A 20,906-nucleotide genomic window follows, 5' to 3' on the forward strand; every position below is an offset into this window, starting at 1 on the left:
AAAATGACTACATTCGCAACAGAATGGGAAAAGCAATTAGAGCTATACCCAGAAGAGTACCGAAAAGCATACCGCCGAGTGAAAAGGGCGAGTGAAATTTTATTACGTGAACCAGAGCCGCAAGTCGGATTAACGCCGAAAGAGGTTATTTGGACGAAGAATAAGACGAAGCTTTATCGCTACATTCCAAAACAAGAAAAAACACAAAGAGTTCCAATTCTGTTAATATATGCTCTTATTAATAAACCATATATTATGGATTTAACTCCTGGAAATAGTTTAGTGGAATATCTAGTGGATCGTGGTTTTGATGTATATATGCTTGATTGGGGCACATTTGGTTTAGAAGATAGTCATTTGAAATTTGATGATTTCGTGTTTGATTATATTGCAAAAGCAGTAAAAAAAGTAATGCGAACTGCAAAATCGGACGAGATTTCTTTACTTGGTTATTGCATGGGTGGAACGCTAACTTCTATTTATGCAGCGCTTCATCCGCACATGCCAATTCGTAATTTAATTTTCATGACAAGTCCTTTTGATTTCTCTGAAACAGGATTGTATGGTCCTTTATTAGATGAGAAATACTTCAATTTAGATAAAGCGGTTGATACATTTGGAAATATTCCGCCAGAAATGATTGATTTCGGAAACAAAATGTTAAAGCCAATTACGAACTTTGTTGGTCCATATGTTGCTCTAGTAGATCGTTCAGAGAATGAACGCTTCGTCGAAAGCTGGAGATTGGTTCAAAAGTGGGTTGGTGATGGTATTCCGTTCCCAGGTGAATCATACAGACAGTGGATTCGTGATTTTTATCAAAATAATAAATTGGTTAAGGGTGAACTCGTTATTCGCGGACAAAAGGTAGATCTTGCAAATATTAAGGCGAATGTCTTAAATATTTCCGGGAAACGTGATCATATCGCTTTGCCATGTCAAGTAGAAGCATTACTAGACCATATTTCTAGCACAGATAAACAATATGTATGTTTACCGACAGGGCATATGTCTATCGTTTACGGTGGAACAGCTGTAAAACAAACATATCCGACGATTGGAAATTGGCTTGAAGAGCGTTCTAATTAAAAATAAAAAATCCAACTAGCCTATGTTAGTTGGATTTTTTTATGAAAAATAACAAAACATAGAAAGGAGAAATTTATATTTTAGGAGTATAATTATGAAACTTATGATGGGTAAGTTGTTTTGGAATACAGGAGTTTCTGTACCTTGTTATCCACTGTTAGAAAATGATATGATATGTGATGTGCTCGTAGTCGGAAGTGGCGAAGCCGGTGCTCATATAGCGCATTCGTTAGCGAAAATTGGCATGAGTGTTACACTTATTGAAAAAAGAGTAATTGCATGTGGTAGCACAGCTGCTAATACAGGTTTACTACAATTTCTTCATGATAAATCGTTAACCTCTCTTATCCATACATTGGGTAAAGAAAAAGGGGTACGAGCATATAAGCTTTGTTATGAAGCGCTAAGAACAATGGAAGAGGTTATACCGACTCTTGATATTAATCCCCATTTTATTCCGCGAAATAGTTTATATTATGCAAGTAAAAGTGAGGATGTCTCATTTTTACAAGAGGAATATAATACGTTACAGAATTATGGATTTCCAGTTGAATATTTTACAGAAGCTGATATTAAGAAACGTTATCCTTTCATAAAACAAGCGGCATTATATACACACGGTGATGCCGAGGTGAATCCGTATTTATTAGCGCACAGTCTTTTGCATAAAGCAAATCAAATGGGAGCTAATATATATGAACATACAGAGGAAATACATATAAAAAAACGCAAAAATGATTTAATTTGTTACACGAAAACAGGAAATCAAATTGTAGCAAAGAATATTATTATGGCGACAGGTTATGAAGCGCTTTTTGGAAAGAAAGAAAGAAAAAATACAACAGTAGACACCTCTTATGCAATTGTAACAAATGAAATAGATCAGTTTGAAGGCTGGCATGAGCGATCGTTAATTTGGGAAACGGCACGGCCCTACTTATATTTTCGAACGTATCGAAACCGCATTATTGTAGGCGGATTAGATGAAGCGCTGCAAATTCAAACAATTGGTGATACGAAATTATTGCATAAGCGTGATATCCTTATTAATATTGTAAAAGAGATGTTCCCGCAGTATAAAAATATACAGGCAGACTACTATTGGGCAGCCGCATTTGGTGGTACTCATGATGGTCTCCCCATTTTAAAAGAAGACGAAAAGATACATAATTTGTTTTACGCATTGCCGTATGGAGGTAATGGAACTGTATATGGAATGGTCTTTGCTAAATTATTTGAGCAGTTATTTACAAATAAAGAAAGTAAAGATTTTTCTTTATTTAATCGATAGAAAAAAGGTAGCGAAGTGATGGAATGAGAGATATAAAAAAGTTTTTACAAAAATTACGTCCTGTACAACTCATCGTCTTGTTTTATTTATTAGCGGTAGTTGTATCGGTGATATTGCTTAGTTTACCGTTTGTTACGAAGCCTGGTGTGAAATGGACATTTATAGATGCGCTTTTTACATCGGTTAGTGCGGTAAGCGTTACGGGACTGTCTGTTATTACGATTTCAGATACGTTTACTACAGCAGGAATTATTGTTTTAGCCCTTATTCTACAATTAGGCGGCTTAGGAATTATGGCGCTTGGTACATTTGTTTGGATCATTACGGGGAAAAAGATTGGTTTGCAAAGAAGAAGATTAATTATGGCAGACCATAATCAAGGGAATTTATCGGGTCTTGTAGAATTGATGCGTTCTATTTTGATTGTAATTATTTCAATAGAACTTATTGGAGCAATCCTATTAGGTACAAGATTTTTACTTTACTTTCCGACTTGGCAAGAAGCTTATTTTCACGGTTTCTTTGCAGCTGTTAGTGCGACTACGAACGGCGGATTTGATTTAACAGGACAATCATTAATTCCGTATAAAAAAGATTATATTGTTCAAATGATTCATATGTTACTAATTATTTTGGGAGCGATTGGTTTCCCTGTGCTAATGGAAGTGAAACAATTCCTTAGTAAAAGGAGACAACAATTATTCCGTTTTTCATTATTTACAAAATTGACGACAACAACATTTTTTGCACTCGTTGTTGTTGGTACAATTATGATTTTTTTACTGGAGAGAAATCATTTTTTAGTAGGAAAGTCATGGCATGAAACTGTCTTTTATACATTATTCCAATCTGTGACGACGCGAAGTGGTGGACTTGCTACGATGGATATACGTGAATTGTCACAACCGACGCTTTTATTTATGAGTATATTAATGTTTATAGGGGCATCTCCAAGTTCGGTTGGGGGCGGAATACGTACAACAACATTTGCTGTTAGTATATTGTCACTATACACCTTTGCAAGGGGCGGTAGAACAGTTAGAGTCTTCAAACGTCAGCTACATGAAGAGGATGTACTGAAAGCATCTGTCGTTATGACGATGGGGATTTTGTTATGTGCTACTGCGCTATTCATTTTATCTATTACGGAAAATGTACCGCTTATGAGCTTAATTGTTGAAGTTTGTTCGGCTTTCGGAACGACGGGACTATCAACAGGTGTTACGCCTGATTTAACAACTGTTGGGAAACTTGTACTTATTGTGCTTATGTTTATCGGACGCGTTGGCATTTTAACATTTATTTTAGCTAGTGGTGGAAGGGAACAACCACCTCGCTATAAATACCCGAAAGAGCGGATTATTATTGGATAGTATGAAACCATTCTACCTACGTTAGGTAGAATGGTTTTTTAGTCGTTAATGCCAAATTGTGGATGCATAAAAGCTTCATTTTTATTATCCGCTTCGTTTTTTAGCAATTCTTGATTTTCTTCTGAAATCCAGCCAATATCATTTGTAGGATGGATCCACTCATCGCCAGCCATAATGGCAGGATCTACTTCATCACTCCAATTGTTAAGCGGACTGTTCTCGGAATTATATTTACTGTCTCCAATTACAACATCATATTGATTCACAAAAGGTTGTTGCATCGTTTTTCCTGTTCCTTTAAAAGATGGAAAATTCATTTGATGCGGGAGCGTTTCGTCTAAAATCGGTGATTGAATCTTTTCTTTTTTCTTCAAAATCATCGCTCCTTTTTATAATGGTTTCTTCATATGTAGTATTTCCATCGAACGCCTCTTATGTACTTGTTAACACTTGCCAGTAATAATTATTTTAAGTTGTTTCAAAATAGAGTAGAAAGTGATTTCTTGAGAGCAGGTGAATGTATTGGTAAAAAGAAAAGTGAAACAAAATGCGGCAATCAATAATAATAAAACTCCGAAAGAAAGCTTACCAGATGCAGAATTTGCATTAGAGTATGAAGGAGAAAATAGCGCAAAGTATGCTAATCGTAATTCAAAAAAAGGGAAACAAAAATGAGGCGTTTTTTACAAACGCCTCATTTTTTTGTGGGATTATAAAGGTTTTTTTAATTATTTGTAAATTTAGTGTTTTCTATTAGCAGAAAAATGCGAAAAAACATAGAAGTAGCAACGTATTACACAAAAACAAACAACAAACAAAAGATTAATGTTGGTTTAATACTGCTTTTACACTAGTTGTTTATATTTGAGTTGTACATAAGATTTGTAAAAGGAGAGAGAAACAGTGAAAAAAACAATCTTTAAAGCTGTAGCGACTGGAATGGTATTTTCGTTATTAATGGGGTGTGGTGCAAAGAAAGAAGAAAGTGCTGGAGCGAAAGTGAAAGATGACAAATTATCTGGATCATTAACTGTTTACACAGCCATTGAAGAAGAGCTTGTACCAATTTATCTTGATTCCTTTAAAAAGAAATATCCTGATGTGAAATTGAACATTGTACGTGATTCAACAGGAGTTATTACTGCGAAATTACTAGCTGAAGGGAAAAATACACAAGCAGATGTTGTATGGGGAACTGCGGCATCAAGTCTATTAGCTTTAGATAAAAAAGATATGTTAAAAGGATACTCTCCAAAAGGAGCAGATCGTGTTCTTCCACAATTTAAAGATGATAAGCAACCTGAAAAATGGGTAGGAAATACTGCATTTATGACGGGGATTGCTGTAAATAAAGAAGAGTTAAAGAAGAAAAATTTACCGATGCCAGAATCATATGAAGATTTAACGAAACCAGAGTATAAAGGAACACTTGTTATGCCACATCCAGCATCATCTGGAACAGGATTTTTAACAGTTTCTGCATGGCTACAAATTATGGGTGAAGATAAAGGCTGGGATTACATGAAGAAACTTCATGATAATATGGCAAGTTATACGCATTCAGGTTCAAAACCAGCGAAATTAGCAGGAGCAGGTGAATATCCAGTCGGTGTATCAATGGTTTATAGTGCTTTAAAAGAGAAACAAAAAGGTGCACCAGTTGAAGTTGTACTGCCGAAAGAAGGATTAGGATGGGAAGTAGAAGCGAACGCACTTATTAAGAAAGATAATGCGAAAAATGATAAATTAGCGCAAGCATTTTTAGATTGGGCAATTACTGATGATGTAATGAAGTTATACTTTGAGAAAAATGGATTTGCGACAATTAAAAATGACTATAAACTTCCAGAGGGATTCCCGAAAGATGTTACGGAAAAATTATATAAAAAGAATGACTTTAAATGGGCAGCAGAAAATCGTGACAAAATTTTAGAAAAATGGGAAAAAGAGTTTGGCCAAAAAGCAGAACCGAAAAAGTAAGTGAGTGGGAGAGAGAAAAATGAGCGAATATTTATCAATTCAACACATTCAAAAACAGTTTGATGCATTTACAGCGTTAAAAGATATTTCTTTTACTGTGAAAAAAAATGAGTTTGTTTGTTTATTAGGCCCAAGTGGCTGTGGGAAAACGACGTTGCTTCGCATTTTAGCGGGACTAGAGGAACCAACGACTGGCAGTATAGCTGTGAATGGAAAAGATATTACAGCATTGCCTCCTGGAAAGAGAAACTTCGGAATGGTTTTCCAATCGTATGCTTTATTTCCGAATTTAACAGCACTTGAAAATATTGAATACGGCTTAAAGACAAAAAAATATGGGAAAGCAGAAGTGAAAGAGAAAGCGCTAGATGCGTTAAAACTTGTAGATTTGCTGAATGTAAAAGATAAATATCCTGCTCAAATGTCTGGTGGACAACAGCAGCGAGTAGCACTTGCACGTGCGCTCGCTCTGTCTCCAGATATTTTGTTACTCGATGAGCCGTTATCAGCTTTAGATGCAAAAGTGCGTGAAAAATTACGTAGGGAAATGCGTGATTTGCAAGAGAAAATAGGAGTAACGACGATTATGGTAACGCATGATCAAGAAGAGGCATTAACGATGGCTGATAAAATTGTTGTAATGAATCATGCGGAAATTATGCAGATTGGAACACCAGAGGAGATTTATCAAAGACCAGCCAATCCGTTTGTGGCAGATTTTATTGGTTCTATTAATTTCTTTTCGAAAAATAACGAAGAACATGCAATTCGTCCTGAACATGTAACAATTGTACAAAAGGACGGTATTAAATCAGTTGTGGAAAGTATGGAATTTCGCGGATCTGTATATCGGACGGAAGTGCGAGTCTTAGAAGAAAACACACACCTTTATAATGAGAAAATTGTAGTGGATATATTAGCATCAGAAGTAGAAGCAACGGCTATTAGAAAAGGAAAGCCGATTCAAATCTCTTTCTCAGAAAATCATATGTTGTCATATGGAAAGAAGGTCATTGTATAGATGGAGATGTTAGAAAACTATAAGGTAGAAAGTACGAAAAAAAAGATTAAGAGAAGTATAGGGAAAGAGGAATGGATCCAAAGGCTCGTAATTATCGGTATGATTTTTTCTTTCCTTATCATACTTGTATTACCGCTATTACAACTATTTACACAAGCTTTTTATAATAAAGATGGAGTTTTCGTTGGTTTATCGAATTTCAGTAAATATTTCACAACACCAACTTTAGTTCAGTCTTTACAAAATACAGTATGGATTTCGGGCGCAACAACAATTATTTCAGTTGCAATCGCATTCGTTTACGCATATGCAATTGCCCGTACGAATGTTTTTGGAAAGCGTGTATTTCAGTATGTAGCGTTATTACCATTGTTTGCACCAACGATGATGCACGGTATAGCACTTACATATTTATTTGGTAATCAAGGGCTAGTAACGAAAGGAATGTTTGGTTTATTTGAAGGTATACAAATCCCTTTATATGGACCAGTAGGAATTGTAATAGCTGAAGTTATGTATACATTTCCGCAAGCCTTTCTCATATTGCTAATTGCCTTTCAAGGATCTGATTATCGTTTATATGAAGCTTCTAATATGTTAGGAGCCAGTAAAACAAAGCAATTTTTCACGGTTACTTTACCTAGTGTAAAGTACGGATTAATTAGTGCAATGTTTGTTGTGTTTACACTTAGTTTTACTGATTTTGGGGCACCAAAAATTGTTGGTGGGCAATATAATGTGCTTGCTACTGACGTATACAAACAAGTAATTGGACAGCAAAATATGCCGATGGGTGCAACTGTCGGAATGATTTTATTAATCCCAGCTATATTCGCATTTGTAGTTGATCGTATTACGCAAAGAAAGCAGGCGAATTTCTTATCTTCAAAAGCAGTACCATACAGAATAATAGCTAATAAGAAAAGAGATGTAATCTCATTCATATATTGTAGTGTGATTACCCTTATGATCATTCTATTATTTGTTGCAGTTGGTATTGCTGCAAGTGTGAAAGTATGGCCATATAATATGAGTTTTACATTTGAGCATTTTAATTTTTCAAGTTTAACAGGAGATGGACTTGAAGCATTTAAAAATAGCGTAATTGTTTCAGCAGTTACAGCAGTTATTGGGGCGATCTTAACATTTGTATTCGCATATGCAATTGAGAAAATAGACCAGCTACAATTTTTTAGAAAAACAGGTTACTTTTTCTCTATAGTGCCGTTAGCGATACCAGGTTTAGTACTCGGATTAGGATATGTCTTTTTCTTTAGTCAACCAACGATTCAAATTCTTGGACTATCAGTAACGAATCCGTTTCATTCTTTATACGGAACAATCGCTGTATTAGTACTAGTAAATATCATTCATTTTTATTCTGTAACATTTGTCACGGCAACGACTGCCTTAAAGAAATTAGACCGAGAGTTTGAGCTTGTTTCGCAGTCGATGGGTATTCCGTTTTATAAAACATTCTTCCGAGTAACAGTACCAATGTGTTTACCAGCAATTTTAGAAATGGTAATGTACTACTTCGTAAATTCAATGGTAACTGTATCGGCAGTTGTGTTCCTATATGCAGCTGATTTTAAACTAGCTGCCGTATCAATCGTAAATATGGATGATGCAGGAAATGTAGCGCCAGCAGCTGCAATGAGTGTACTTATTGTTGTTACAAATATTGTAGTGAGAGTTGTATATGAATGGGGAACGAAAGCACTTCGTAACCGAACTTCACAATGGCAAAAAAGATAAGTAAGAAGGGTGATGGACAGAATGAAAATTGAAGCAGTTATTTTTGATTGGGCAGGTACGACGGTTGATTACGGATGTTTTGCACCGCTAGAAGTATTCATGAAGATTTTTCAAAAACGCGGCGTTGAAATTACAGCAGAAGAAGCACGTAAGCCAATGGGATTATTAAAAATAGATCATGTAAGGGCACTAACAGAAATGCCTCGTATTGCGGATGAGTGGAAGCGTGTCTTCGGTCAATTACCAACAGAAGCAGACATTCATGAGATGTATGAAGAGTTTGAAGAAATTCTCTTTTCTATTTTACCAAGTTATGCTACGCCGATTGATGGGGTAAAAGAAGTAATCGCTTCTTTACGTGAGAGAGGCATTAAAATCGGTTCAACAACGGGCTATACGAGAGAAATGATGGGAATTGTAGCAAAGGAAGCAGCGTTACAAGGATATAAACCTGATTTTCTTGTTACGCCAGATGATGTTCCAGCAGGCCGTCCATATCCATGGATGTGCTATAAAAATGCAATGGAACTTGGTGTGTATCCGATGAACCATATGATAAAAGTAGGGGACACAGTATCAGATATGAAAGAAGGTAGAAATGCTGGAATGTGGACAGTTGGTGTAATTCTTGGAAGTAGTGAGCTTGGTTTAACGGAAGAGGAAGTGGAGAGTATGGATTCGGTAGAGCTTCGTGAAAAAATAGAAATAGTTCGTAATCGGTTTGTTGAAAATGGGGCTCATTTTACGATTGAAACGATGCAGGAGCTCGAAAACGTAATGGAACATATCGAGAAACAAGAACTTATTATTTCATAAAAGGGGCACGGGATCATGAATGAAAATCACTACTTATTATTAACACCAGGACCATTAACGACAACAAAATCAGTAAAAGAAGTTATGCTATACGATTGGTGTACGTGGGATGATGAATATAATACGATGGTGCAAGAAGTAAGAGCTAAACTTGTATCGTTAGCGACGAAGGAAGAAGAGAAATATACAACAGTGTTAATGCAAGGAAGCGGTACGTTTTCAGTTGAAGCAGTAATTGGTTCTGTTATTCCGGCAAATGGGAAGCTTCTCGTTTGTACAAATGGTGCGTACGGTAAGCGAATTGTGCAAATGGCAGAGATGTTACAGATTGATGTAGTGATCAGTCAAACAGAAGAGTGGGAACCTACTAATATTGTAGAAGTAGAAAAGTTATTGCAAGAAGATAAAGAGATTACGCATATTGCAGTTGTTCATTGTGAAACAACGACAGGAATTATAAATCCAATTGTAGATGTATGTAAATTAGGACAACAGTATGGAAAGGTTACAATTGTTGATGCGATGAGTAGTTTCGGCGGGATTGAAATAGACATTGCTGATTTACAAATTGATTTTTTAATTAGTAGTGCAAATAAGTGTATTCAAGGGGTTCCTGGATTCGGATTTGTAATCGCAAAACGTGATGAATTATTGAAGTGTAAAGGGCAAGGACGCTCTTTATCTCTTGATTTATATGATCAGTGGGAAACGATGGAAAAACAAAATGGGAAATGGCGTTTTACTTCACCTACACATGTTGTACATGCTTTTTATCAAGCGCTACTTGAGCTAGAAAAAGAAGGTGGAGTAAGAGCGCGTTACAATCGATATTACAACAATCAAAAACTACTAGTGAATAGAATGGGAGAAATCGGATTTAAGCCACTAGTAGATAAGAAATATCAATCTCCTATTATTACATCTTTCATTTATCCAAAAGAGGGGTTTGAGTTTCAACAGTTATATAATGAATTAAAGCGTTATGGATTTGTTATTTACCCTGGGAAAATTTCGAAAGTAGATACGTTCCGCATTGGAAATATCGGTGATGTACATGAAGAAGATATTAATCGCTTAGTTGATTGTATTGCTAAAGGAGCTGTTATTGGGTGAAAGTATTTTGCTTAGGTGGAGCAGGTAAAATTTGTCGTGAAGCTATTTTGGATTTAGTTCAATTTTCATCTTTTGAGACGATTACTGTAGCCGATTTTAACGAGGAAGAGGGCCGTAAAGTAGTAGAATGGCTCAACGATCCTCGTGTTGATTTTGTAAAAGTAGATGTAACGAATCACGAGGATACGGTTGCAAAAATGAAAGGTTATGACATTGTAATGGACGGTACGACGATAAAGCTAAACGGATTGTCGACTCGCTGTATTGCAGAAGCAGGCTGTCACGGTGTGAACTTAAATGGATTTGGTGAAGAAAATGAATCGCATGCTATATTTGTTCAAAATGAAAAAACATGTTTACCTGGATTTGGCATGACGCCAGGTGTAACGCAAATGATGGCAATGCATGCAGCAAATCAACTGGATACTGTAGAGTCCGTCCGTGTAAGTCACGGTTCGTATCGTCCGATTGCTTTTTCTGCTTCAATTACAGAGACAACGACATATGAATATGATCCACATTTATCATCGCGTATAGTGTATGAAGATGGTGAATTTAAGCAAGTACTTCCGTTTGCGCGTCCGAGAGAAATAGAATTGCCAGCGCCTTATGGTAAGGCAACACAGTATATCATTCCGCATTCTGAAACGATTACGTTAGCAAAGGCACTAGAAAATAAAGGTGTCAAACTGATAGAGACGAGAGGAACTTGGCCAAAGCAAAATATGCAACTTGTACGTGCTTTATATGATTACGGCATATTGCGTAATGATCAGATTGAAATAAACGGGAAAGAAATAGGAATTATGGATTGTATTTCGCAGTATTTATTGCAATCGAAAGAAGGTCAAGAAACAGAGCTTTATGGTTATGCACTTCATGTAGAAGTAATAGGTATGAAAAATAATGAGAAGCAAAGACATGTGTTATATCATACACATCCGTTATCTGATGGTTCTGTTGTAGGATGGGAAAAATTAAGAGCGTATACGAGAAACGTCGGTATTCCATTTGGGGTTGCTACAGAGTTAATTGCAAATGGAAATGTAAATAGGGTGGGTGTTGTTACGCCTGAAGAAGCCTTTGAAAATCCACAATTGATTTTTGATGAGCTAGCAAAGCGCGGTATTCATATTCATGAAGAAGTTTCTACTTATAAAGAAAATTATAACTTTGTATAAGTAAGGAAGTTTATAAGGGAGATATAAATGAGGTGAAGCTATGTCTGTAGTAGGAGAAGAAAGAAAGCGAACCATTCTTGAAAAGGTAGAATTTAAAGGGAAAGTAAAGGTCTCAGAATTAGCGAGAGAATTTGCTGTATCAACAGAAACGATTCGTCGATATTTAGAAGAATTAGATCGTGAAAAGAAGCTGAAAAAAGTGTATGGTGGAGCTGTTCAACTTCCAGGCGCTGGAGTAGAGGCACCAATGTTAGAAAGAGAAATGCTACATATAGAAGAGAAGAAAAGAATTGGTTATAAAGCAGCGACATTTGTAGAAGATGGTGATGTCATTGCAATTGATGATGGAAGTACACCGCTTCAGATGGTTCCATACCTTGTTCATCGTAAGAACTTAACAATTGTAACAAGTTCATTTCCAGTCGCAACACAATTAATTTCTTCTATTAATAAAAAGATGTTTCATGGTGAAGTTTTATTTATAGGTGGAAAAGTATCTCCAAAGCATTCGCGTGTATCAGGGTCTATTTCTCAGCAAGTCATACAGCAATTCCATTTTCATAAAGCGTTTGTTTCGATTGATGGGTTATTACCTAGTTTTGGAGTTTCCAGCTTTGAATTAGAGAAAGCGGAATTGTCAGAGGCGATGATGAAATTAGCTGAGAAAACATATATTTTATGTGATCATACGAAGGTAGGCGTGAAAGGGAATTATCGTATAGCAGCAATTTCGCGTATTCAACACGTAATTTGTGATAAAAAAATGCCATATAGCTTTGAAGAAGAACTTATGAAGCATAATATTCAGTGGACAGTTTGTTAAATACAGTGAAAGCACATAAACTCCCACCTAATTTTTAGGAGGGAGTTTTATTATCTGTAAATCGTAAAATAAAAGATTTGCAGTTATGCAAAAAGTGGACACATTTTCTCACCTCTTTCATATAATTTACCAATACAAAAAAAGTTGGTCGAAGGAAAGAAGGGAGAACATGTCAGAACGAATATATAATAAACTTGTATTGTACGCGAATATTTTGCAAAAAATAGGTGTCATCAATGAGAAGGAAAAAAGTGAAATTCTTCATACGATAGGTAAAAAAGCCCTTTGAATAAAGGGCTTTTTTATTTTGTACCTTTAAAAATATAAATTTAATGTAATATTCTCATTGACAATGATAATGAGATTCATTATCATTTATTTGTGATTAATTGATAAATATTATCAATTGTGAAAATTATATATGATAGGGGATATTATTTTGAAAAAAAATTATATGAAGGCGCTAGTAGTAGCGACAACATTAGCGATTCCATTTGCTACGTACTCTACTCCAGCATTAGCGGCATTAAAAGTTGAAGCAAATCAATCGGTAGCAGCAGCGAGTGATCGCACGTATGATACTGAGATTAAAATATATAAGGACCAAAAAGATGAGCCATCTATGGTTTCTCAATATATAAAAGATCCTAAAGTAACGATTGCAGCTGGCAAAAAAATTGTCACTGTAACAATGCAAGATAGCGATTATTTTCAATATCTTAGAATAGAAGATAAAAACCAGCCTGGTGTATTTCATGATGTGAAGGTTTTGTCAGAAGATAAGAGGAAGAATGGAACGAAGGTAGTTCAATTTGAAATTGGCGAGTTTGAGAAGAAGCACAATATGCAAATGCATATACTTATTCCAGCTATTGGATATGATCACAAATATCAAGTTCAATTTGAAATTAAAGATCCAACTGTAGGTAACAAAGAAACAGAGAAACCAGATGATAACTCTAATTCAGGAAATACGGAAACGGATAATCCAGTTGATAATCAAAATATGATAACAGATAACAAATTAAGAGAGCTTGTTAATAAAAAAGTATTTAATAGAAAAGATTTAAATACACCAATTACGAAAGAAGATTTATTACAAGTAAAGGATTTGTTTTTAAATACAAATGAGATACTTGATTATAGTGCATTAAAATATATGCCAAATTTAAAATCTTTAACAGTTGCGAATGCGAAGATAAAGGATCCGTCGTTCTTTGCGAACTTAAAGCAATTAAATCATTTAGCTTTGCGTGGTAATGAATTTGCAGATGTAATGCCACTTGTTAAGATGGATAATTTAGAATCCCTTGATTTAAGTAATAATAAAATTACAAACGTTGCACCACTAACTGAAATGAAAAATGTAAAAAGTTTATTTCTATCAGGCAACCAAATAGAAGATGTAACAGCATTAGCGAAAATGGAACAACTAGATTACTTGAATTTAGCAAATAATAAAATTACGAACGTTGCTCCATTAAGCAATTTGAAAAATGTAACATACTTAACTTTAGCAGGTAATCAAATTGAAGATATTAAACCGCTTTATACGTTACCGTTAAAAGATTTAGTATTAACACGTAATAAAGTGAAAGATTTATCAGGCATTGATCAATTGAATCAATTACAAGAGCTATGGATAGGGAAAAATGAAATAACAGATGTTACTCCTCTAAGTAAGATGACACAGTTGAAAATTTTAAACTTACCCAACAACGAGTTAAAAGATATTACTCCATTATCAAGTTTAGTAAACTTACAAAAGCTTGATTTAGAAGCGAATTATATTTCAGACTTATCACCAGTTAGTAATTTAAAAAAATTAGTATTTCTAAGTTTTGTTGCAAATGAAATCCGTGATGTCCGACCAGTTATAGAACTAAGTAAGACGGCTTATATTAATGTCCAAAATCAAAAAGTATTTTTAGAGGAAACAGAAGTAAATAAAGAAGTAAAAGTACCTATATATGAAAAAGATGGTGAGATTTCTACGAAAATCCGTCTGAAGAGCGATAATGGTACGTATAGTAATGGTGTAGTGAAATGGAGTACACCAGGTGAGAAAGTATATGAATTTGGTGTGAAAGATCCATTCGCGGATACAGGAATCTTCTTTACAGGATCTGTTATTCAAAATGTAGTAGAAAGTAAAGACGGTAATACATCTAAAGAAGATGAGAAAACAGAAGTGGTAGAATTTAAAGATGTACCAAAGGGACATTGGTCAGAAGAAGCAATTAATTACTTAGCGAAAGAAAAATTATTTATAGGCTATGGAAATGGTGAATTTGGATTTGGTGATAACATTACTCGTGGACAAGTAGCACTTCTAATACAAAGATATTTAAAATTAGAAAATAATCTAGAACAAAAAACGGCATTTACAGATACGAAAGGAAATATGTATGAAACGGCTATTGATGCAGTGGTTCAAGCTGGAATTATGACAGGCTATGGAAATGGTATGTTCCGTCCGGATGGAGTATTAACTCGATATGAAATGTCAGTAGTACTACAAAGAGTATTTCAGTTAAAAGAAAATGAAAATAGTGCAGAGAATTTTAAAGATGTACCAAATGGCCATTGGGCGAAAGGATATGTGAAAGCTTTAGTGGATAATAAAATATCAAAAGGCGACGGGGAAGGGAATTTTTTAGGAGATAATTTCGTAACACGTGAACAATACGCACAGTTTTTGTATAATGCAATAAAGAAATAAAGTGAAACTTTATTCAGTGGGGGTTTTGTTCATTCCCCACTGATTAGTAGCCCTCACCAATCGGGCTGCCCGTTAATGCGGAATAAAAAATGAGGAAAATACGCTATTCTTTAATTAAAGAATAGCGTATTTTTTATGTGCAAAATGAAATAGGAAATAGATAGGAGTATAGACATATGAATAGCCTATTTTAAAGAAGAACCACGAAACTATATTGACAAAAAAGCGTTCTCATGTGATAATTCAATTAAATTTTTAGAATAATCAAAAAATATTCCTTTTACATAGAAAGGATTCGAACCTTATATGAATATTATGCCGGGGGTGACGAAATGTTATTTTTTCTGAAGAAATGGAATGAATTAAAAGATGTGAAATCTGAATTGGCACTTCGTGATTGGTTTTATGGTACCAAAATTAGCTTATCGCTATGTACGTCAAAAGAGCCGTTAACATTTTTAGTAAATGTTGAGGGAAGAGATAAAGGGCTATTTTCGGAAGAAGATTTTATTGTCGTAAATTGCATGTGCGAGTCAGTATTTGAAAATGAAGAAAAACCAGCTGCAGAGTCATTTATGCATGCGGATATTTATAAAAAAAGTAGTGCAGGATGTATTTTACAAGTGCAGACTGTAGATAGTCATTTAATATCAGAGTTATATGGGGAAGAAGGAGAAGTAACGTTCGATAAACGCAGTGTGGAGCGTGTTTTCGGAAAAGAAGGTATAACAGAAATGACAATTCCAATTGTAGAAGATGAAAAAAAATTCGCTGATTTATTAGAAAGCAATGTTCCGAATTTCATTGAAGGTGGAGGAGTAGTTCTTGTTCATAATTACGGCATGATTGTGTGGGGAAAAACGCCAGAAGAAGCGAAAAAATGGCTAGAGGGTATAGAATATTTAATGAACTATCATGTAAAGTTATTAATGATTAAGGGTGCAAGGAGCTCTGTTATATAAAAATGGATGTGATATGGATACAAGTTAATAAACAAATGAAAGCGTTTTAAAAATAATTTCACTCATAAAATATAGGTCTCCTTATTATATATAGATTACATGTTGACATGTAAGGAGGAACATATTTTGCGAGTTAAATATCATTTTCTGCCAAAGCAGCAAGTAACATTTTGCAAGATAAATGATTCTGGTGAAGAGGCACTGCAAATGATGAACGAAACGGGATTTCGAGCCATCCCGGTATTAGCAGAAGATGAGAAGAAATTCACGGGGATTATTTATAAAGTAGATTTATTAGAAAAAAAATGCAGTAGCGGATTAGAGCATGTAAGTGCAGGGGATATGCTTGATGATTCCAATGCATTTATTTTTGAAAAGGATTCATTCTTCAGAGCTTTTTATGTAATTCGTCGGCTTCCGTTTTTAGCCGTGCTAAATGATTATAATGAATTTGTCGGTATGTTAACGCATTCGAATATATTTGATGTTATTGAAGATTCATTTGGTATGCGAACAGGTGGTTATATATTAACAATTGCAACACAAGATTGTAAGGGAACGATTAAAGAGCTTGGGACATTGTTAAAAGCATATAATATCGGTGGCCTATTTACGTTAGATAACGGTGATCAATATATCCGCCGCGTTATTGTAAATATATCAGATGAGTTAGATGAAACAAGATTAAAGCAATTAATCGGAAAAATAGAGAAAAAAGGATTCAGAGTGAGTCATGTAGATTATATTTAAGTTAAAAAAAGTACCTATCTGTTATATATAGATAGGTACTTTTTTGTCCCGCCATTTGTGGGCAGTAAAATCCGAGCCTCAAAATTCAGCGCAAGTAAAGAAGTTAAGTGGGGGGACGGATTGCCCATAAAAGCCCAATTGGTGAGGGCTGATTATATGTGAGTAATGAACTTTATTTTGAAACAGGAGGCGGGGATAATGCTAGATCAGATAAGAAAATAAAGTCTGCATGCTCACGAATTTTAGGGATAGAAGTTTCAATAACGCGTGATGTAATTTCACCTGGAGGGCCCACATGCCCGATAGCTACCATAATAGGTTTTTCTTGAATTTTTTTGATGAGTAATTGGGCTTGTTTTGAAATATGTCCTGCTGTATACACATCATCAAAAAATAGTTGGTTTTCAATAATAGGAACTCCTAATTCTTTTCCGATTTTTGGGACGACACTATTAGGATTCGTTTTACTATCTAAGTAAAATAAACCGTGTTTTTTACAAGCAGCAAGTATAAGGCGAACAATTCTTTCATCCGCTGTTACTTTTGACCCCATATGATTGTTCATTCCAATTGCATGCGGTACTTCTTGAATCGCTTGTTCAAGTCGGTTGTTTATTTCTTCATCGCTTAAATCAGTTGTAATTGCTTTCGGCCCAAGCCATTCTTTTTTACCTTTTATAGGTTCCATTGGCATATGTATAATAACTTCATGGCCTTTCTTATGGGCAGCTATTGCATCTTCTTTTGTGGAAGGAAGAAAAGGCATAACAGCAACAGTGAGTGGAATGGGAAGTGATAACATTTGATTAGTCCCCTTCATATTATTTCCGAAATCATCAATGACAATAGCAACTTTATTCGTATGAGCATTTGCTTGAATAGGAAATAAGAAGGACGGTAAAAACAAAACAATGATGAATAATGCAATCGTATATTTTCGCATATAAATATTTCCTTTCTATTGTTATCCCGCTATTTGTGGGGAGTAAGACTCCCACCTCAACATTGGGCTGGATAGGTGGGAGACCCACTGCCTATAAACGCCCGATTGGTGAATGCTAATAATCAGTGGGGGCTGAACAAAAAACACTGATTAAAGTTTCACTTTATCAATCATCATTATGTTTTGCTTTTTTATATAAATTAAACAAAAAATGTCGAAGAAAAGTAGATGGAAAATTAAGAATCCCCGGTTTACGTAGCATTTATAAAAAAACAAGATGAAAAAAATGTCTATTATTGCGAATGTATTTACAAAGATAGAATAATTTGTAATAATTCTCAAAGTGAGGGTAAAGATTTGTAAATTACAGGGAGAAAATGTTAAATTTTCTGATTCTTCAAATTTGCATATGATTAAGTAGTTAAAAAAGTCAATGGAGAAGTGAAGTTAAGAGCATGGAAGTATAATAAGGGGGATATGGATGTTTACTGTAAAAAGGAAGTACACATTAGAAAAGCTTTCACGTGATATTCATATGAAACGTGAAGAAATGATTCAACTAGGATTAACAAGTGGGCTAAATAGTAGGGAGACAATTCAAGTTAGTCAAGAATTGGACAAGCTTATTTTACAATATCAATGTTATAAAGAAAAACAAACACCGAAATGGTTTTCAATTATAAAAATACCTATTTTCCAAATCGGGTATGAAGGAAAATCAAATAATTTTTGGCGAATGCTTGTGGCTGGTTTTATGAAATAAGTATAATTACCCTTATAGGATAAGGATAATTATACTATGTGTAACGGAATTTCGATATGAACTGTTGTTCCTTCGTTTTCTGTACTGTCAATAAAAATATGCCCATTATACATCTCTACAATTCGTTTACATATGACAAGTCCAAGACCTGTTCCAGTATCTTTATTAGTAAAGAACGGATGAAAGAGGTGTTTTTGAATATGTTGCGGAATCCCTTTTCCAGTATCTATAATCTGCAATTGTGCGTGTGTTTCATTGTTTTTTACTACAATGGTTAGTGTATCACTAGAAGTCATGGCCTCAATTGCATTTTTTGTAATGTTTAAAACCACTTGTTTCATATGGTCTTTCGAACAACGGATATGAACAGGATGGTCTGGCAAATGTAAATGGAATACAATGTTATGTAAATTCGCCTCAGATTGAATAATTAATGCTACCTCATTTAGAATTGTTCTTACATCATACGTTTGTTCGATGATGGCGGTTGGCTTTCCGAGAATAAGAAATTCACTTACAATTTCATTGATTCGCTCTATTTCTTGTTCAATTACGGAAAAGTAGAACTGATCTTGCTCATCTTTATATTTCTCTTTTAATAGAGCGACGAGCCCTTTAATTCCAGTAAGAGGATTACGGATTTCGTGTGCTGTACTCGCTGCAAAAGTTCCAACTAATTCAATTTTCTGTAGTTCATTTTGTTGTCTTTCAAGTTTTGTTTGCCGTTTTAACAAAATATATTGAGCAAGTAAAAATAAAATAGACATTAAAAATAAAGTAGCTATACACTCTATTGTAACCCACTGGTATAAGGTTTTTTGATGAATAGTTAATGGAGAAACAGAGACCTTCCAATTTAATCTTTGGAGTGGGGTAGTAAGCATATTAGAATGCGTATCACTTGTGTCGTTATTATCATCGGTTAGAAAAACTACATCATGTTTATCAGTTACCTCAAAATGGTATTGTGGTTTAATGGCATTTAAAGAAGATGAAATGTAATCAAAGCGTAAACTAGCTAATAATAATCCTGAGAGCTCCTTCTGTTTATTAAATATGGGGGCAGCAATTATAATAGCTTTATGTCCAAGAACGCGATCAGTAATGACTGATGATACAGTGGTTTTTTTAGTTTGGAGCGCGTCTTGAATATATTTACGGTCTGAAACATCTATAGGCTTTGATTCATCTTCAGATGCGATTGTAATGACTCCTTCTGGTGTAGCGTAATATAGACCAGAAAAGCGTGCATCGTTTCCATCTGTATCATGTACAATTTGTTTAATGCCATTTATATTACCAGTCTCGGTGCCTACAACTTTTGCAAGCATGTCTAAAGCAGAAATTGCTTCACCAAGATGATGATCCAAATAATCTCTATATAAAAAGAGAACTGTATGAGCAGATAATTTGTTTTCCTGTTTCATTTTATATGTATGATACGAATAAAATGTAGCACCAATCCCTATTGTCGGTAGGATAACAAGCAATATATATACAATTATGCTTTGGAATTTGACTTTCAAATGTGGTACTCCTTCTTTTTTTATTATCATTATATATAAACTATGTTAAAATTGTCATGTTTTTATTCAAGAATGATTCTTAATATATTAGGGGAGAGGAAATGGATGAGTGAATGCTCATTCGGAATTCACATGAAGTATGAAGTGGCATTTTCTTTTTATTGCTGAGAATTTAAGTGAAGGGTTGAAAGTTGTATGACATCAAATAATGAACGAGAAGATATTTCTCAATCTTTAAAAGTATTTATTGCATTATCTCGTGTACATCGTTCTGTTATGGATACTACAAATAAATCTATACAAAGTAACGGATTAAATCCAACTGAATTTGCTGTATTAGAACTGCTATATCATAAAGGCGGTCAACCACTTCAGCAAATTGGTGAGCGTATTTTAATAGCTAGTGGCAGCATTACATATGTTGTAGATAAGCTGGAGAAAAAGGGATTAGTAAAGAGAATTCCATGTCCGAATGACAGACGTGTTATTTACGCGCAATTAACTGAGTCTGGCGAGAACTTTATTGCTTCTATTTTTCCGGGGCATGAGAAAGTTATACATCAGTCTTTTGAAATGTTAACGAAAGATGAAAAAGATGAATTACTTGATTTATTAAAAAAAATTGGGAAGTATGAAAAATAATATGTTCCAAAGGAGCTTTGGATAAATAAATCCAAGGCTTTTTTATTTGTAATGAACTCAGGGCAGTCACTGCCGAAATTTGTTGAAAATTAAGAGGGAATTCAAGAATACGTATTGAATTATAATAAAGGTATGTAATGGAGAGGAGGCTCG

General features: G+C 34.7%; 19 protein-coding genes. 16 read left to right on the forward strand and 3 right to left on the reverse strand.

The genetic code is table 11. From position 1 onward, the window contains the following. Positions 1–3: 3 nt before the first annotated feature. The 3 genes from phaC to DN399_RS06540 all read left to right on the forward strand — a co-directional run bounded on the left by phaC (position 4) and on the right by DN399_RS06540 (position 3,753). Entirely contained in the window at positions 4–1,089 is a 1,086-nt protein-coding gene (phaC, locus tag DN399_RS06530) for a class III poly(R)-hydroxyalkanoic acid synthase subunit PhaC (protein WP_000206336.1), read from the forward strand. Positions 1,090–1,183: 94 nt separating this feature from the next. Next, entirely contained in the window at positions 1,184–2,380 is a 1,197-nt protein-coding gene (locus tag DN399_RS06535) for an NAD(P)/FAD-dependent oxidoreductase (RefSeq protein WP_006917741.1), read from the forward strand. 23 nt (positions 2,381–2,403) lie between these two features. Next, positions 2,404–3,753, forward strand: a complete 1,350-nt coding sequence (locus DN399_RS06540; protein ID WP_001204707.1) for a TrkH family potassium uptake protein — start codon at positions 2,404–2,406, stop codon at positions 3,751–3,753. 38 nt (positions 3,754–3,791) lie between these two features. On the opposite strand, the gene DN399_RS06545 is transcribed toward DN399_RS06540, so the two are convergent. Then, entirely contained in the window at positions 3,792–4,127 is a 336-nt protein-coding gene (locus DN399_RS06545; RefSeq protein ID WP_000726024.1) for a DUF3905 domain-containing protein, read from the reverse strand. 148 nt (positions 4,128–4,275) lie between these two features. Here DN399_RS06545 and DN399_RS28005 point away from each other — a divergent pair, with 148 nt between their 5' ends. From DN399_RS28005 to cbpA, 11 genes are all read left to right on the forward strand, one after another. Continuing rightward, positions 4,276–4,428: a hypothetical protein gene (locus DN399_RS28005; protein WP_000240799.1), complete on the forward strand. Its 153-nt coding sequence runs from the start codon at positions 4,276–4,278 to the stop codon at positions 4,426–4,428. Positions 4,429–4,656: 228 nt separating this feature from the next. Then, complete coding sequence (locus DN399_RS06555; RefSeq protein ID WP_000750893.1) at positions 4,657–5,733, forward strand: putative 2-aminoethylphosphonate ABC transporter substrate-binding protein; 1,077 nt, start codon at positions 4,657–4,659, stop codon at positions 5,731–5,733. Positions 5,734–5,752: 19 nt separating this feature from the next. Then, on the forward strand, positions 5,753–6,754 hold the full coding sequence (locus tag DN399_RS06560; RefSeq protein WP_000006189.1) for a putative 2-aminoethylphosphonate ABC transporter ATP-binding protein: 1,002 nt from the start codon (positions 5,753–5,755) through the stop codon (positions 6,752–6,754). Next, a complete protein-coding gene (locus tag DN399_RS06565) occupies positions 6,755–8,512 on the forward strand; it encodes a putative 2-aminoethylphosphonate ABC transporter permease subunit (protein WP_006917744.1) in 1,758 nt (585 codons plus the stop codon). A 21-nt stretch (positions 8,513–8,533) separates the two neighbouring features. Further along, on the forward strand, positions 8,534–9,328 hold the full coding sequence (gene phnX, locus DN399_RS06570; RefSeq protein ID WP_016122152.1) for a phosphonoacetaldehyde hydrolase: 795 nt from the start codon (positions 8,534–8,536) through the stop codon (positions 9,326–9,328). A 15-nt stretch (positions 9,329–9,343) separates the two neighbouring features. After that, positions 9,344–10,441 carry a 2-aminoethylphosphonate--pyruvate transaminase gene (gene phnW / locus DN399_RS06575; RefSeq protein ID WP_001004774.1) on the forward strand — a complete coding sequence of 366 codons (1,098 nt, stop codon included), beginning with the start codon at positions 9,344–9,346 and terminating at the stop codon, positions 10,439–10,441. Then, entirely contained in the window at positions 10,438–11,622 is a 1,185-nt protein-coding gene (locus DN399_RS06580) for a saccharopine dehydrogenase family protein (protein ID WP_000862165.1), read from the forward strand. The genes phnW and DN399_RS06580 overlap by 4 nt, the downstream gene beginning before the upstream one ends. A gap of 40 nt (positions 11,623–11,662) precedes the next feature. After that, positions 11,663–12,445, forward strand: a complete 783-nt coding sequence (locus DN399_RS06585) for a DeoR/GlpR family DNA-binding transcription regulator (protein WP_149149417.1) — start codon at positions 11,663–11,665, stop codon at positions 12,443–12,445. A 421-nt stretch (positions 12,446–12,866) separates the two neighbouring features. Continuing rightward, positions 12,867–15,167, forward strand: coding sequence for an NEAT domain-containing leucine-rich repeat protein (locus tag DN399_RS06590; protein WP_016122153.1), 2,301 nt, complete (start codon positions 12,867–12,869; stop codon positions 15,165–15,167). Between the two features lie 332 nt (positions 15,168–15,499). Next, positions 15,500–16,129 (forward strand): class II aldolase/adducin family protein, encoded by a 630-nt coding sequence (locus DN399_RS06595; RefSeq protein WP_000896006.1) that lies wholly within the window; start codon positions 15,500–15,502, stop codon positions 16,127–16,129. Positions 16,130–16,255: 126 nt separating this feature from the next. Then, positions 16,256–16,879, forward strand: a complete 624-nt coding sequence (gene cbpA, locus DN399_RS06600; RefSeq protein ID WP_149149418.1) for a cyclic di-AMP binding protein CbpA — start codon at positions 16,256–16,258, stop codon at positions 16,877–16,879. Between the two features lie 172 nt (positions 16,880–17,051). Here the strand turns inward: cbpA and DN399_RS06605 are convergent, their stop codons facing one another. Continuing rightward, on the reverse strand, positions 17,052–17,822 hold the full coding sequence (locus DN399_RS06605; RefSeq protein WP_001234107.1) for a divergent polysaccharide deacetylase family protein: 771 nt from the start codon (positions 17,820–17,822) through the stop codon (positions 17,052–17,054). A gap of 481 nt (positions 17,823–18,303) precedes the next feature. On the opposite strand from DN399_RS06605, the gene DN399_RS06610 reads away from it, so the two are divergent. Next, positions 18,304–18,585 (forward strand): aspartyl-phosphate phosphatase Spo0E family protein, encoded by a 282-nt coding sequence (locus DN399_RS06610; RefSeq protein WP_000495536.1) that lies wholly within the window; start codon positions 18,304–18,306, stop codon positions 18,583–18,585. Between the two features lie 29 nt (positions 18,586–18,614). Here DN399_RS06610 and DN399_RS06615 read toward each other — a convergent pair whose 3' ends face one another. After that, complete coding sequence (locus DN399_RS06615; RefSeq protein WP_149149419.1) at positions 18,615–20,111, reverse strand: DUF3149 domain-containing protein; 1,497 nt, start codon at positions 20,109–20,111, stop codon at positions 18,615–18,617. Positions 20,112–20,306: 195 nt separating this feature from the next. On the opposite strand from DN399_RS06615, the gene DN399_RS06620 reads away from it, so the two are divergent. Beyond that, positions 20,307–20,753, forward strand: coding sequence for a MarR family winged helix-turn-helix transcriptional regulator (locus DN399_RS06620; RefSeq protein ID WP_000203336.1), 447 nt, complete (start codon positions 20,307–20,309; stop codon positions 20,751–20,753). Positions 20,754–20,906: the final 153 nt, after the last annotated feature.

The sequence above is a fragment of the Bacillus sp. AR4-2 genome, from assembly GCF_008274865.1.
Classification (GTDB): Bacteria; Bacillota; Bacilli; order Bacillales; family Bacillaceae_G; genus Bacillus_A; species Bacillus_A cereus.

Coding starts and splice junctions, on each gene's coding strand:
- phaC (WP_000206336.1), top strand. CDS start 4: ATGACTACATTCGCAACAGAATGGGAAAAGCAATTAGAGCTATACCCA.
- DN399_RS06535 (WP_006917741.1), top strand. CDS start 1,184: ATGAAACTTATGATGGGTAAGTTGTTTTGGAATACAGGAGTTTCTGTA.
- DN399_RS06540 (WP_001204707.1), top strand. CDS start 2,404: ATGAGAGATATAAAAAAGTTTTTACAAAAATTACGTCCTGTACAACTC.
- DN399_RS06560 (WP_000006189.1), top strand. CDS start 5,753: ATGAGCGAATATTTATCAATTCAACACATTCAAAAACAGTTTGATGCA.
- DN399_RS06565 (WP_006917744.1), top strand. CDS start 6,755: ATGGAGATGTTAGAAAACTATAAGGTAGAAAGTACGAAAAAAAAGATT.
- phnX (WP_016122152.1), top strand. CDS start 8,534: ATGAAAATTGAAGCAGTTATTTTTGATTGGGCAGGTACGACGGTTGAT.
- phnW (WP_001004774.1), top strand. CDS start 9,344: ATGAATGAAAATCACTACTTATTATTAACACCAGGACCATTAACGACA.
- DN399_RS06585 (WP_149149417.1), top strand. CDS start 11,663: ATGTCTGTAGTAGGAGAAGAAAGAAAGCGAACCATTCTTGAAAAGGTA.
- DN399_RS06590 (WP_016122153.1), top strand. CDS start 12,867: ATGATAGGGGATATTATTTTGAAAAAAAATTATATGAAGGCGCTAGTA.
- DN399_RS06595 (WP_000896006.1), top strand. CDS start 15,500: ATGTTATTTTTTCTGAAGAAATGGAATGAATTAAAAGATGTGAAATCT.
- DN399_RS06605 (WP_001234107.1), bottom strand. CDS start 17,822: ATGCGAAAATATACGATTGCATTATTCATCATTGTTTTGTTTTTACCG.
- DN399_RS06610 (WP_000495536.1), top strand. CDS start 18,304: ATGTTTACTGTAAAAAGGAAGTACACATTAGAAAAGCTTTCACGTGAT.
- DN399_RS06620 (WP_000203336.1), top strand. CDS start 20,307: ATGACATCAAATAATGAACGAGAAGATATTTCTCAATCTTTAAAAGTA.